We start from the raw sequence: 13994 nt of genomic DNA, 5'->3' as shown, positions 1-13994 counted from the left end.
TATTTTTAGCGATAAATCGTTTTCATAGCAATTCCCTCTAATTTCTCCTCTAAAGTAGGATCTTTTTTTACAAAATGACGGGAGGAAACAATTGTTTTTTCTTCCTCTGCATACCTGATAATAACAGGAATTGAGCCTTTATATTGTTCCAAGATAGTTGAAATCTCTTTATCATATTCATGATTCTTAACTTGAATCCAGAAGCGTTCAGCGACTGCTTCTTTCAAATCTTGTGCAATCATTTGCAGACGACCATCTCGGGATTGAACTTTGCCATTGATGTAGTAGAATTTTCCTTCGGATAGGATAGAGGCGAATTTTCGATACTGATCCGAAAATACAGTCACATCCATCCGAGACTTACTATCATGAACCTGTAGAAAGGCCATACTCTCACCCTTCTTGGTTCGAATCACTTTTAGTTTTTGCACTTCAACTAGGAGTGTTGCTTGACTCCCCTCAGTGAGAGTAGCAATGGGTGTCGTTGGATAAAGGGCATGTTTGGCAAGTGTTTGGATAGGATGGGCACTGATACCAACCCCGATCAGTTCCTGCTCCTTGTAAAATTTCTCTGCTTCTGTAAAATCATCAGCCTCAGTCCAACTATAGTTTGCATCCGCAAAGAGTCCTCCCAACTCTTCAACAAAGACAAATAGGTTGGGCAAATTCACTAGGATTTTCTGACGGTTCTTGTCAAATTCATCAAAGAGCCCAAGTTCAACCAGAGGAGACAAAAGCGATAGTTTCTTGTAATTCTTAGGAAGACGTGTGACGAAATCCTCAATGCTTGGGAAGGGACGATTTTCAATGATCCAATAGGAAAAATCTCTCGGCATCCCCTTAATGGCTTTCAAACCAAGATAAATCTTCTCATGGGCAATCTTATCATGATAGGGAATGCTGTTAATCGCTAAAGGTGCCACTTCAAATCCCATTTGCAAAGCATCTACAATGTAGTCACTGCTTGAATAATTCAACATGACTTGGAAGAAAATAGCTGGATAATGGGTCTTGAAATAAGCAAGCTGGAAAGCCAGGGCTGAGTAGGCATAGGCGTGGGATCTGTTAAATCCATAGCCTGCAAACTTTTCCATCACTGCAAAAACTTGATTGGCTTTTTCTTCTGAATGGCCGAGTTTAACTGCACCAGAGATAAAATCTTCCTTCATCAGATGCATCTCTTTAGCATTTTTCTTACCCATGGCACGTCTGAGAATGTCGGCTTTACCAAGACTGAATCCTCCAAAGCGCTGAGCTACCTGCATGACCTGCTCTTGATAGAGCATAATACCGTAGGTTGTTGACAGAATGTCCTCCAAGACAGGATCTAACACCGACACCTTTTCTTTGCCATGCTTACGAGCCACAAAATTATCAATATAATCACTTGCCCCTGGTCTGTTGAGTGAGGTTGTGGCTACTACCTCTTCAAAGGCTTGCGGCTGAACTCGTTTCAAGAGTCGAATGGCACCAGGTTGTTCAAATTGGAAAATACCTTTCGTATTTCCAGACGCAAAGAGGGCCAAGGTTGCTTTGTCTTCCAGATCAATCTCTTCGATTTTTAGATGAACACCCTCTGATTCCGCAAGCAATTCCTGCATTTTCTGTACGAAAGTCAGGTTACGTAAACCGAGGAAATCCATTTTTAGAAGTCCATTGGCTTCAACACCATGAGCATCATACTGGGTGATGAGCATATCCTCACCATATTTTAGCGGAATATAGTCCGTCAAATCTTGGTCACTCATAACTACTCCTGCCGCATGGATAGAGGTCTGACGAGGATAACCTTCAATCTTTCGAGCAATCTCAAAAGCTTTTTGGTATTCAATCTTGCTATTGATGTCCTGCCTAAATTGCAAATTCTTTTCATAGGCCGTCGTTAGCGTATCTCGGAAGCTGATTTTTTTCGTAATATTTGTTAATTCGTACTCTGGAACACCATAGCGTTTGAAAACATCACGAATTGCTTGTTTTGCTCCAAAGGTCGAATAAGTGACAATCTGTGCCACGTGTTGACTTCCATACCGATCACGAACATAACGAATGAACTTTGGTCTATAAAGGTCTGGAATGTCAATATCGATATCAGGCATGGTGTAACGCTCACGATTTAAAAAGCGCTCGAAAATCAAGTTCTTCTCAACTGGATCAATCCCTGTGATGTCAAGTGAGTAGGCGACCAAACTACCCACAGCAGACCCGCGCCCCATTCCCATGTAGTAGCCTTGAGAACGTCCAAAACGCAACAAATCCCAAACCACAAGGAAATAGTCGTCAAATCCCATATCATGAATCACAGCTAATTCTTCATTCAGTCGTTCACGATAGATAGCTGAGGTTAGCCCTTTGGTTATCAACCCTTGCTCAGCTCTCTCTCTAAGTTCTTCTACCGCTGGTCTTTCTGGGTTAAAGCGAGGGAGTTTTAAACTTGGATCAAGTTGGTAGCTAACATTCTCTATCAGTCCTTGAAGATTGGTAAGCGCCTGAGGGAAGCGATTTTCAAATCTTGCTTCTAAGTCTGAGGCAGGTAAAAAAATCCCTTGCTGTGAATGCACATCCACTTCTCTCAGACTGACATTATCCTTGACTGCTGATAAGATTTGCAGAACTTGTATATCTTCTTTTTCAAAAGAGTTGACTTGATACAGTGGAAGAATGGGTTTGGTAAAGACTTCTTGGTGAGTATCGGGACTAACACCGATAAAATATTCAAGTCCCAAATCCAGCTTTTCAATTCCATCAAAATAAGGAACAATAACAGCAATATCCTCAAGGTGACTGGTAAAGTCAGACCAATTTTTTCGACCAGTCATTTTTAGAGTGGATAACTTCATCAACTCTTGGTAACCTTTAGTAGATAGGGCTAGAAAACGGAAAGAAATCGCCTTCTCGTCTATAATCAAGGTCATTTCAAGACCAATTAAAGGTTGGATTCCATATTTTCGAGTCACTTCTAAAAAGTGATAAGCTCCATAGAGATTATCCACATCCATGATAGCAAGGTGAGAATAGCCATACTCTTTAGCTGTTTGTACATATTTTTCAATCGAGACCACACTTTCCATAAAACTGTAAACAGTCTTGGTGTCGAGCTGCGCAATCATTCCATCTCCTCCTTGCTTTAGATATAGTACTATTATACCATTTTAAAAACTAGAATGAAAAGGTAGAAGACCATTCCTTTCACTCTCACCTATAAAACTAAGTTATTCTCAAAATCTGAATGCTATTGTGCTGAAATCCCCACGTTTTAAGATAGTTTGATCTCTGTTTCGGCTTCCTTTTAAATTGACTTCATCATAGGTCAACAATATCTTTTTTACCTTATTTTTGATATACTAAATTTAGAATATTTCTAAAGGAGAGCGCCATGCGTTTTAATCAATTCAGCTACTTGCCGGTTTCTCATTCGCAAGTTTTGCGCGAGTTATCCCAACTTGGTTTGAAGCTGGTACCAGAACAATCATCAAAAAAACAACTTGAACAATTTGTCCGCTGGAGTTTTTTCACTTATACCAATACCGATTATGCTCTATCCACCCTAGCTGCAGATAGAGAAACGGATCTACTGGGCTTCTTTCAGTCTGATAAAGAGTTGACTGCTGATATTTTCTATACTGTAGTTTTTCAAATTCTAGGCTTCAACTTTCTTATTGACTTTGAAGATGCTGAACAATTCCGTAAAGAAACTGGATTTCCTATTATTTATGGAGATTTGATTGAAAATCTCTACCATTTGCTCAACACTCGAACCAAAAAGGGAAATACGCTCATCGACCAGCTTGTTAGTGATGGACTAATTGCAGAAGATAATCACTACCACTACTTTAACGGCAAGAGCTTGGCAACCTTCTCTAGTCACGATGTCATTCGTGAAGTTGTTTATGTAGAGAGTCGTGTGGATACTGATGAAGACGGTCTACCTGACTTAGTCAAGGTTAGTATTATTCGTCCTCGCTATGAGGGACAGATCCCTACGGTTATGACTGCAAGTCCGTATCACCAAGGCACCAACGACAAAGCCAGCGACAAGGCTCTCTACAAGATGGAAGGAGAGCTTGAGGTCAAACCGCCCCACACCATTGAACTTGAGGAACCTAAGCTGAATTTAGTCGAACCTCTTGGTCAAGCAAAAGTCGTTTCTGAGGCTGAAGAAAAGCTAACTCACATCAATAGCTCTTACACTCTCAACGATTACTTCCTCCCACGAGGATTTGCCAATCTCTATGTATCAGGTGTTGGAACCAAGGATTCCCAAGGTCTCATGACCAATGGGGACTACCTGCAGATTGAGGCATATAAAAATGTCATTGATTGGCTCAATGGTCGTTGCCGTGCCTTTACTGACCATACGCGCAAACGCGAGATCAAGGCTGACTGGTCTAATGGAAAGGTTGCCACAACAGGTATTTCTTATCTGGGCACCATGTCCAATGGTCTTGCGACAACCGGTGTTGATGGCTTGGAAGTGATCATCGCTGAAGCAGGAATTTCTTCTTGGTACAACTACTATCGTGAAAATGGTCTGGTAACCAGCCCTGGTGGTTATCCAGGTGAGGATTTTGACTCACTTGCTGAATTGACCTACTCCCGTAATCTCCTAGCTGGTGATTATATTCGTGGTAATGGAGCTCATCAGGCAGACTTAGAGAAGGTAAAAGAACAATTAGATCGCAAGACTGGTGACTACAATCAATTTTGGCATGACCGCAACTATCTACTCAATGCTCACAAGGTTAAAGCTGAGGTCGTCTTTACGCATGGTTCTCAGGATTGGAACGTCAAACCACTTCATGTTTATCAAATGTTTCATGCTCTTCCTGACAATATTCGCAAGCACCTTTTTTTCCATCATGGTGCCCATGTTTATATGAATAACTGGCAGTCCATAGACTTCCGCGAGTCCATGAATGCCTTGTTAAGTAAAAAATTGTTAGGACTTGACTCAGGCTATCAACTTCCTACTGTTATCTGGCAGGACAATACAGCACCGCAAACATGGCAGAGTCTTGATACCTTTGGCGAGCAAGATGAATCGCATACTTTCTCACTTGGAACTGAAGAAAAAGTGATTCAGAACCGGTATGATCAAAAAGATTTTGAGCGTTATGGCAAGACTTACCAAACCTTCAACACAGAACTTTACCAAGGAAAAACCAATCAGATCACCATTGACCTTCCAGTAAGTCAAGACATTCATTTAAATGGTCGAGTGGAGCTGAAACTTCGTGTCAAATCAAGTACAAACAAGGGCTTATTATCAGCCCAACTGCTAGAACTTGGACAAAAGAAATATCTACAGCCTTATCCAGCTGTTTTAAGTGCTAGAACCATGGACAACGGTCGCTATCACATGCTTGAAAATCTCTGCGAATTGCCATTTAATCCAAGTCCCCAACGTGTCATCTCCAAAGGCTACCTCAATCTTCAAAATCGAACTAATCTCTTGACGATTGAAGAAATCCAACCAAATGAATGGATGAACTTCAAGCTAGAGCTTCAACCAACTATCTACAAACTTAAAGAAGGAGATACTCTTCGTTTAGTCCTCTATACAACTGACTTTGAGATCACAATCCGAGATAATACAGACTATCACTTGACTGTTGATTTAGCACAGTCTACGATCACCATCCCCTCATAAAAGGAGTTCGTCTCATATGAATAAATCTGAACATAGACACCAACTCATCCGTGCACTTGTAGCTAAAAATAAGATTCATACACAAGCAGAGTTGCAAGCCTTACTAGCTGAAAATGATATTCAAGTCACACAGGCCACTCTCTCACGCGATATCAAAACCATGAACCTCTCAAAAGTGCGAGAAGAAGATAATTCTTACTATGTTTTAAATACCGGTTCCATCTCCAAATGGGAAAAACGCTTGGAAAACTATATGGAGGATGGCTTGGTCATGCTACGCCCTGTCCAGCATCAGGTTGTCCTCAAAACCTTGCCAGGTCTTGCCCAATCGTTTGGAGCTGTTCTTGATGCTCTCGATTTTAAACAAATCATTGCTACCGTATGTGGTGATGATGTCTGCCTTCTTATCTGTGAAAATGCTGAAGAAGCACAGACTTGCTTTGAAATTCTTAAAAAATTTGCGCCACCTTTTTTCTTCAATGACTAAAAAATCCCCCGTGATGAATCCAATCACGGGGTTCTGTTTTATCAATGTCGATAGGCTATTTTTCTTCTTTATCAGCCTTCTCATTGTCTTTTTTTTCTCGTGCCAATCTAAGGGCACGTTTGGGATTGAGACGATTAAACAATTCTTCTAGTTTCTTTTCATTCCATACGTCTGCTGCAGAGACAAAGTTTCCATCTGCATCTCGGAATGATATCGGTTTATCTCCCATATCAGTCTCCTAGTCTACAAATTCAAACTCAAATTTACCAATTCGGACCAAATCTCCATCTTTGGCACCACGCGCACGAAGGGCTTCGTCAACTCCCATACCACGTAACTGACGAGCAAACTTCATGACCGATTCGTCACGGTCAAAGTTGGTCATGTTAAAGAGTTTCATGAGTTTCTCACCAGAAAGAACCCATGTAGCATCATCGTCACGACTAATTTCAAAGGCTTTTTCTTCCTCATCAAAGCCATAGTAAGCTTCTTCTTCCATATCAGACTCGTCATAGAGCAAGAACTCAGGAGTTTTATCTAACAATTCAGCTGTCGCATCCAAAAGGGGAGCCAAGCCTTGCTTGGTCAATCCAGAAATTGGGAAGATTGCTGGAAGTTCCTCAAACTCGTCGTAATTTGCTGCCAACTTTTCCTTGAAAGTTTTAAGATTTTCCTGACTTTCAGGCATGTCCATCTTGTTAGCCACGATGATCTGCGGACGCTCCATCAGACGAAGGTTGTAGGATTCTAATTCCTTATTGATAGCAAGGTAATCTTCGTAAGGATCACGCCCTTCGCTAGCCGACATATCGATGATATGGAGGATAACTCGAGTGCGTTCGATATGACGGAGAAACTGGGTTCCAAGACCAACACCTTGACTAGCCCCTTCAATCAAACCTGGAAGGTCTGCTACTGCAAACGATTCACCTGACTGAGTACGAACCATACCCAAATTAGGGACAATAGTCGTAAAGTGGTAAGCACCGATTTTAGGTTTAGCTGAAGTGATGACACTAAGCAAAGTTGACTTTCCGACAGATGGGAAACCAACCAAGCCGACATCCGCCAAGATCTTTAATTCCAGTTGCAACTCACGTTCCTGACCTGGTTCTCCATTCTCAGAAATCTCAGGTGCAGGATTTTTGGGTGTCGCAAAACGGATGTTTCCTCGACCACCACGACCGCCATGAGCCACGATAAATTCTTGACCATGTTCAATCAAGTCTGTAATGACTTTACCTGTTTCTGCATCACGTACAGTCGTTCCTTGTGGTACGCGAACACGAAGATCTTCTGCACCACGTCCATGCATTCCTTTGGTCATCCCTTTTTCACCAGATTCGGCCTTGAAATGACGGTTATAGCGGAAATCCATCAAGGTACGCAAGCCTTCGTCCACAACGAAAACAACGTTACCACCACGTCCGCCATCACCACCCCAAGGCCCGCCATTAGGGACATACTTTTCACGGCGAAAGGCGACCATGCCATCGCCACCATTACCAGCCTTGACCTTGATCTTAGCTGTATCTAAAAACATACTCATATTTTCTTCTCACTTTAAAAAGGCTGGGGAGAACCCAGTCATTAGTTATTGTTTCTATCTTAGCAACTTGCTTAGAATCTGCTAAAAGCTCCAAGTGCTGTCGCAAAGATACCAGCAAGGGTTACAAACAACATAATTAGCACGACAAAAAGCGTTACTTTTTCAAACATTGTTTTTTTACGTTTTCCATTATCTCCAAAAGCCATTTGAACTCCTTTTTATTTCTCTTTGTTCTATTCCGATTCTCTTTTAATATTCGCTAGAAACAGGTGCAATTACCCATAAAATCAAGTAAGCAAGTATCCCTGCCCCATAACAAAAAGCAAGAACACCCCAAATCACACGAACAATGGTGGGATCAATATCAAAATAGTGGGCTACTCCTGCACAAACACCACCAATTTTTTGGTCTCTTCCACTTCTCATAAATTTTTTCGCCATCTTTTGTTCTCCTATATTTTTACTAATCTCTCCAGTAATCCCGGATGCTAGACAACTGCTTTTTAGAAGCCTTTAATATTCGTTTGGACTCTTTAACTGGGGTTGAAACAGCCTGCTGAGGTAGGTACAAAATAGTTTTTAAGAATCGCTGTGTCATGGGTTCGTCGCCACGTAGTTCCTGCTCAAATTTATTTGAAATAATGGCATCGAGATAAAACTCATGGACTCGTTTCCCAAAATTCTCAGCAGAAATCTCATACAACTTGTCAGCCAACTTCTGCTCATCCATATCTGGAGTGGCGATCAAGGCCTCCAATATTGCACCAGCAAGGTCCTGTTCTCCATAGTAGAGGGTTCCAAACATTTTGTCACTGATCAGATTATCCAGATAAGGATTACCATGAGCGATGACAGGCGTTCCACTGGCTAGACTCTCTAGATAAGTCAGGCCTTGGGTTTCACTAGTGGATGCAGAGATAAAGAAATCTGCCGCCTTATAGTACAAGGCTGTTTCACTTGGGGCGATCATACCAGTAAAAATCACCTGATCTTGAATTTGCAACTGGACGGCTTGTTCTTTCAGACTGTCCAAATAAGGACCGTCACCAGCAACAACCAGTTTCACTTTGTCTTCTTCTTTCAAAACCTGCGCGAAGGCGGCTAGGACCGCTTGGATATTTTTCTCAAAGGAGATACGAGAAAGACTCAGTAACATTTTCTCGTTTTCTTTAATCCCAAGTTTAAGTCGAAGGGCTGCTAAATTCTCTTCTTTAATCTCAGGGCGTTCAAACTTAGCTAGCTCAATACCAGTTGGTATCACACGCTTTTCAACCTTAACCTTGTACTTAGATAGAAGATCCCGAACAATCTCACTTGGACAAATCACTCCATCAACATCGTGAAGGAAGCCCCTTACCAGATATTTTACCATACTTGGACGAATCAGCATACCCTTAGCAATATAATGCACATAATCTTCGTACTGAGTGTGGTAGGTATGAATAACAGGAATTTTCAATTCTCTTGCAATCCAAATCCCTAGTAAACCTAGTGAAAACTCTGTTTGCGTATGAATGATATCTAGCTGATACTGTTTAGCAATCTCAAGTGCCTTTGTAAATCCACGATAAGCAAAACGTCGATCCTTAAATGCAAAGAAGGGAACACTCGGAATTCGAATGATTTGCCAATCCTCGTAGCGGTTCACATCTTTATCAGTTGTTGTAAAGATAAAAACTGCATGTCCTTGCTTCTCAAGCTCTGTCTTCAAGGTTCGAATGCTAGTCGCAACCCCAGAAACCTGAGGGAAATAGGTGTCAGTAAATAAACCAATTCGCATAGATTACCTCACTTCTTGCCTAGAGTCGCCTGCTCCCGATAGAACTTCAACCAGATTTCCAGTAAATGCTCCTCCGAGTACTCTTTAGAAATCTCACGAGCTTTTTCTTTCAAGTCTTTTAAAGCTTCAGGATCATTCTTGTATTCTAGGATCGCTTCTCTCATCTCGGAAACATCACCTGTAGCACGATAATTCCCTTCGAGAATGACCTTGTATAGATCTAAATCCCTCAACATAATCGGTGCTTCACAACTAGCTGCCTCTAAGATGGTCATAGGGAATAATTCGTTGTAACTTGGTAGCAAGAAGAGATCCGCTAAAGCGTAGAACTCTCGCATTCGCTCTGGAGGAACAATACCTGGAAAAATTAGATTTTTAGGTGGATTGTCCATAATTTTTTTATAGCGTTCATAACCATCTGTCATCCCGCCAAATGAAAAACCGCCAGCCCAGATAAAAGTAATTTCTGGCAATTCCTCCGCAAGACGTATAAAGTCATCAATTCCTTTACGTTTCTGAACCTGACCTGCACCTACAACAACAAACTGATCCTCAGCTAAATCAATTTCTTGACGAAGTTTTGCTACTTGGTCAGCTGGCAGTGGATGCCATTTTTCCTTATTTACAAAGTTTGGAATATAAGTTACTTTTTCACGCGGAATACCAGCTGCCACCAAATCCTCGATAAACATGGGATTGACCACCACCAGGTGTTCCATTCGGTTGTAAAAAGAAAAAACATAGCGTTTGATAATTCCCTTTAAGAAAAATGGAATTTTCAAACTCCCCTCAAGCGTATCAGGCAAAAAATGTACATAGCCAATTTTTCTCCCAGAGCGTTTCTTTTGGAAAGTAGATAAATAATAAGGGAAGTCAATGGTATGAAAGTGAGTCACATCCGCCTCTACAGGAAGGTTCTCCGTAACAATCAACTGGTCTTTGGCATCACGATGTAGGAGACGTACCAACTCACGGTAGGCTCCTGATACTCCTTGACCAGCTATCTTTTCACTTGAACTTAGCATATTGACACGCAATTTTTCGTTTTCCATACCATTCATTATACCATTTTATTTCCAGAAAATCAGCAAAAGAAAGAAGAGACCAGAGGAAAAAGAGGAATTTACCCTATTTTCCAATCGTCTCTCCTATTTTTTACTGTTTATTTAATTCCTAGGGCGATACGTGCATAGCGACTCATTTTTTCAACAGTCCAAGCTGGATACCAGACCAATTTAACTTCGGTATTGGTTACCTCAGGCACATCTGTCATCGCATCGTGTATCTGGTCTGTTAAGAGGTCAGCCAGTGGGCAGCCCATAGTTGTCAAGGTCATATCAATTTCAGTGTGACCAGTTTCACCATCAAAACGAATTTCATAAATCAAACCTAGGTTGACAATATCAATTCCCAACTCAGGGTCAATTACTTCTTCCAAAGCGTTTAAAATACGTGTTTTGATAGCTTCAATTTGCTCTTCTGTATAAGCCATGTTCATCCTCACTCTAATCTTCAATAAAATCACGAAGCGGTTTGCTGCGACTTGGTTGGCGCAATTTTCTCAAAGCCTTGGCCTCAATCTGACGGATACGTTCACGAGTTACGTTAAAGACTTTACCAACATCTTCAAGGGTGCGCATTTTCCCATCGTCCAAACCGAAACGAAGGCGCAGAACGTTTTCTTCACGGTCAGTCAAAGTATCTAATACTTCATCCAACTGCTCACGCAAAACGATACGAGTTGTGTAGTCCACTGGATTTTCAATCACTTCGTCTTCGATAAAGTCCCCAAGGTGGCTATCGTCCTCTTCACCAATCGGTGTTTCAAGAGATACTGGTTCTTGGGCGATTTTCAAGATTTCACGCACCTTGTCAGGTGTCATATCCATACGCTCAGCGATTTGTTCAGGAGTTGGATCTTGGCCCAATTCTTGAAGGAGATTACGCTGTTCACGGACAAGCTTATTAATGGTTTCAACCATGTGAACTGGGATACGAATGGTACGAGCTTGGTCAGCGATGGCACGAGTGATTGCCTGACGAATCCACCAAGTTGCATACGTAGAAAACTTAAATCCTTTTGAATAGTCAAACTTGTCAACAGCCTTCATCAAACCCATGTTTCCTTCTTGGATCAAGTCAAGAAACTGCATGCCACGCCCTACGTAGCGCTTAGCAATAGAAACCACCAAACGAAGGTTGGCTTCTGCAAGACGTTGTTTGGCTTCAATATCACCAGCCTCAACTGCTAGGGCCAATTCTTTTTCCTCTTCGTTGGTCAAGAGAGGAACAACCCCGATTTCCTTCAAATACATACGGACTGGGTCATTAACCTTGGCAGAAGTTGAGCCAATCAAATCCTCATCGCTGAGTTCTGGTTCTTCTTCTGCACTAAGAACACGCGCACTTGGATTTCCTTCGTTATCTGTGATAGAAATACCAGCATCCTGAATCCGTTGCAAAAGGTCTTCAATGCCGTCTGCATCGAGGGCAAAAGGAATAACCAGACTTGAATTGATTTCGTCATCTGTTGCTGTTCCTGTTTTTTTGTGGTTACGGATAAAGTCTGCTACTTGCACATCAAATGTGGTTACTTCTTTTTGTTTTGTTGCCATTATTACTCCATTCTTCTCTTTTGGGAAATCAATCGTTGGAATTCTTCCCAGGCTGTGTCTGTATCTCCTAGATGACTAGCTTCCTGTACTTTCTTTTTAATCTTTAAATTGTCCTTGCTGAGGAGGGCACGGTTACGAGTCGCTTCGACTTCAGAAAGTTCTTGAGGCGACATCTCAGTTGGCAAATCTAGACCAAGAACATGGTACCAGGCATTTTCAACCTCAGGACTCTGATGAGACAGTTCCTCTGATCCGATTTCTCCCTCTACACTTAATAATTCGTAAAGAATCTGAAATTCTGGGGTATCAAAGAAAAAATCTTCTCTTAATCGGTAGTCATTTAAAACAAGTGGATTCTCAGCCATCCTATAAAGGAGATGAGCCTCCGCTCTCATAACTGCTGTCAGTTGCCGGGTCACAGGTAAACTAATCCCTACTGGTGTAGGATGATCCTTTACCCTCTCCTGCCTTTGAACAATTCGACTTTCATTTACAATCTGTTCCACCTGCTGGTAATCAAAGGAAGGTAGGTTATCCGCCAGAATGTGAATGTATGAATTCTGGGCAGTGATAGACTTTTCTTTGGCGATTAAGGGCGCAATCTTTTCAATGAACTCGATTTGCGCTTGCAAGTTATCACTATTCTCAGGTTTGAGTTGGTGAATATAGAACTCTATAGGACTGATACGTGTCTTGGTTAAGAGGTAGGCCAGATCTTCAGCAGAATTCTTTTGTAAATACTCATCTGGGTCCATGGCATCAGGTACTCGGACAACTTCCACTGAGAAATCTTTTAATTCTTCCAGAGCTTTGGCTGTCGCTGCCTGTCCTGCCTTGTCACCATCGTAGCTGAGAACTATCTTTTTGGTGAAGCGTTTGAGGTGATCAACATGTTCTCTGCTCAGAGCTGTCCCCATGGAGGCTACAGCATTTTCTATACCAGCGCGGTAGGCCGCGATAACATCCATGAAGCCTTCCATCAGGTAAAGCTCTGTGATCTTACCTGTTCCCTTTTTTGCCTTGTCCAAATGATACAATTCGTAACTCTTATTAAAAATTGCAGTTGAACGACTATTTTTGTACTTGGCAGTCTGATTATCGGCTTCTTGCCAAATACGACCTGAAAAGGCAATGACCTGCCCCTTGTCATTGGTCAAAGGGAAGACAATACGTCCGAAAAAGGTATCAAAGAACTGATTGTCATCAGACAAATAAAACAAGCCCGAAGCCAATAAATCCTTTTCCTCAAACTTGTCAGCCAAACGTTGGTAGAGATAGTTTCTCTCGGCTGGAGCTAGTCCAATCTGAAAGTGCTTCAGAACATCGTCTGTCAATCCACGTTTGTAGAGATAAGCCCTTGCTGCTTCTCCCATCTTGGTCGTCATGAGGATTGCATGGTAAAAGCGTGCAGCTTCTTCATGCATATCATATAGAACTTGATGAGGAGAAAGCTGTTGAGGACGAGACTGGATAGGCATAGCTAGTTGAATACCGACGCGCTCACCTAAGAGTTGAACGGCTTCCATGAAGGACACGCCTTGGTATTCTTCGATGAACTTAAAAACATCTCCTGAGCGCCCACAACCGAAACAATGATAAAACTGCCTGTCTTCCACAACGTTGAAAGAGGGAGTCTTTTCACCATGAAAAGGACAGAGCCCTAAATAGTTCCGTCCAGCCTTCTGTAAAGAAATCACATCACCTATGACTTCCACAATGTTGGCATTGTTTTTGATTTCTTCAATGACTTGCTTGTCAACCATACACAATACCTCCATCTTATCATAGTTTCACGTAAACTAGTATAGCTTATTTCTGAAAAAAAGTAAACCATTTCATACGCTTTCCGTAATTCTCTTTGCCTTATTTTTCTTGATAGAAAGGGAAGATAAAAAACTCAGAAACACTTCCGTGCT

Annotated in this window: 12 protein-coding genes; 2 read left to right on the top strand and 10 right to left on the bottom strand. The window is 41.7% G+C overall.

All coding sequences use genetic code 11. The features are described 5' to 3' along the window. Nucleotides 1-5: 5 nt before the first annotated feature. Nucleotides 6-3107 carry a DNA polymerase III subunit alpha gene (locus tag HMPREF9184_RS05390; protein WP_000561565.1) on the bottom strand — a complete coding sequence of 1034 codons (3102 nt, stop codon included), beginning with the start codon at nt 3105-3107 and terminating at the stop codon, nt 6-8. 266 nt (nt 3108-3373) lie between these two features. Here HMPREF9184_RS05390 and HMPREF9184_RS05385 point away from each other — a divergent pair, with 266 nt between their 5' ends. Continuing rightward, on the top strand, nt 3374-5647 hold the full coding sequence (locus HMPREF9184_RS05385) for a Xaa-Pro dipeptidyl-peptidase (RefSeq protein WP_001212005.1): 2274 nt from the start codon (nt 3374-3376) through the stop codon (nt 5645-5647). Between the two features lie 16 nt (nt 5648-5663). Beyond that, nucleotides 5664-6134, top strand: coding sequence for an arginine repressor (locus tag HMPREF9184_RS05380; RefSeq protein ID WP_001043008.1), 471 nt, complete (start codon nt 5664-5666; stop codon nt 6132-6134). Between the two features lie 55 nt (nt 6135-6189). On the opposite strand, the gene HMPREF9184_RS09665 is transcribed toward HMPREF9184_RS05380, so the two are convergent. From HMPREF9184_RS09665 to dnaG, 9 genes are all read right to left on the bottom strand, one after another. Continuing rightward, the gene (locus HMPREF9184_RS09665; RefSeq protein WP_000502572.1) at nt 6190-6363 is read right to left on the bottom strand and encodes a hypothetical protein; all 174 of its coding nucleotides are present in this window, start codon (nt 6361-6363) and stop codon (nt 6190-6192) included. Between the two features lie 9 nt (nt 6364-6372). Then, a complete protein-coding gene (obgE, locus tag HMPREF9184_RS05370; RefSeq protein ID WP_000061651.1) occupies nt 6373-7683 on the bottom strand; it encodes a GTPase ObgE in 1311 nt (436 codons plus the stop codon). A gap of 71 nt (nt 7684-7754) precedes the next feature. Next, nucleotides 7755-7889: a DUF4044 domain-containing protein gene (locus tag HMPREF9184_RS05365; RefSeq protein ID WP_000863854.1), complete on the bottom strand. Its 135-nt coding sequence runs from the start codon at nt 7887-7889 to the stop codon at nt 7755-7757. Nucleotides 7890-7932: 43 nt separating this feature from the next. After that, nucleotides 7933-8124 carry a PspC domain-containing protein gene (locus tag HMPREF9184_RS05360; RefSeq protein ID WP_001074502.1) on the bottom strand — a complete coding sequence of 64 codons (192 nt, stop codon included), beginning with the start codon at nt 8122-8124 and terminating at the stop codon, nt 7933-7935. 22 nt (nt 8125-8146) lie between these two features. Then, on the bottom strand, nt 8147-9463 hold the full coding sequence (locus HMPREF9184_RS05355; RefSeq protein ID WP_001219453.1) for a glycosyltransferase family 4 protein: 1317 nt from the start codon (nt 9461-9463) through the stop codon (nt 8147-8149). A gap of 8 nt (nt 9464-9471) precedes the next feature. After that, nucleotides 9472-10524, bottom strand: coding sequence for a glycosyltransferase family 4 protein (locus HMPREF9184_RS05350; protein WP_001013966.1), 1053 nt, complete (start codon nt 10522-10524; stop codon nt 9472-9474). Nucleotides 10525-10625: 101 nt separating this feature from the next. Further along, the gene (locus tag HMPREF9184_RS05345) at nt 10626-10955 is read right to left on the bottom strand and encodes a metal-sulfur cluster assembly factor (RefSeq protein WP_033585983.1); all 330 of its coding nucleotides are present in this window, start codon (nt 10953-10955) and stop codon (nt 10626-10628) included. 13 nt (nt 10956-10968) lie between these two features. Beyond that, entirely contained in the window at nt 10969-12078 is a 1110-nt protein-coding gene (rpoD, locus tag HMPREF9184_RS05340; protein WP_000201890.1) for an RNA polymerase sigma factor RpoD, read from the bottom strand. 2 nt (nt 12079-12080) lie between these two features. Then, nucleotides 12081-13841 carry a DNA primase gene (gene dnaG, locus HMPREF9184_RS05335; protein WP_000227912.1) on the bottom strand — a complete coding sequence of 587 codons (1761 nt, stop codon included), beginning with the start codon at nt 13839-13841 and terminating at the stop codon, nt 12081-12083. Nucleotides 13842-13994: the final 153 nt, after the last annotated feature.

It is taken from the genome of Streptococcus sp. oral taxon 058 str. F0407, assembly GCF_000235485.1.
Classification (GTDB): Bacteria; Bacillota; Bacilli; order Lactobacillales; family Streptococcaceae; genus Streptococcus.
The sequence above is the reverse complement of the archived record's forward strand: the minus strand, read 5'-3'. Positions and strand labels throughout refer to the sequence as shown.

Coding starts and splice junctions, on each gene's coding strand:
- HMPREF9184_RS05390 (WP_000561565.1), bottom strand. CDS start 3,107: ATGATTGCGCAGCTCGACACCAAGACTGTTTACAGTTTTATGGAAAGT.
- HMPREF9184_RS05385 (WP_001212005.1), top strand. CDS start 3,374: ATGCGTTTTAATCAATTCAGCTACTTGCCGGTTTCTCATTCGCAAGTT.
- HMPREF9184_RS05380 (WP_001043008.1), top strand. CDS start 5,664: ATGAATAAATCTGAACATAGACACCAACTCATCCGTGCACTTGTAGCT.
- HMPREF9184_RS09665 (WP_000502572.1), bottom strand. CDS start 6,363: ATGGGAGATAAACCGATATCATTCCGAGATGCAGATGGAAACTTTGTC.
- obgE (WP_000061651.1), bottom strand. CDS start 7,683: ATGAGTATGTTTTTAGATACAGCTAAGATCAAGGTCAAGGCTGGTAAT.
- HMPREF9184_RS05365 (WP_000863854.1), bottom strand. CDS start 7,889: ATGGCTTTTGGAGATAATGGAAAACGTAAAAAAACAATGTTTGAAAAA.
- HMPREF9184_RS05360 (WP_001074502.1), bottom strand. CDS start 8,124: ATGGCGAAAAAATTTATGAGAAGTGGAAGAGACCAAAAAATTGGTGGT.
- HMPREF9184_RS05355 (WP_001219453.1), bottom strand. CDS start 9,463: ATGCGAATTGGTTTATTTACTGACACCTATTTCCCTCAGGTTTCTGGG.
- HMPREF9184_RS05350 (WP_001013966.1), bottom strand. CDS start 10,524: ATGAATGGTATGGAAAACGAAAAATTGCGTGTCAATATGCTAAGTTCA.
- HMPREF9184_RS05345 (WP_033585983.1), bottom strand. CDS start 10,955: ATGGCTTATACAGAAGAGCAAATTGAAGCTATCAAAACACGTATTTTA.
- rpoD (WP_000201890.1), bottom strand. CDS start 12,078: ATGGCAACAAAACAAAAAGAAGTAACCACATTTGATGTGCAAGTAGCA.
- dnaG (WP_000227912.1), bottom strand. CDS start 13,841: ATGGTTGACAAGCAAGTCATTGAAGAAATCAAAAACAATGCCAACATT.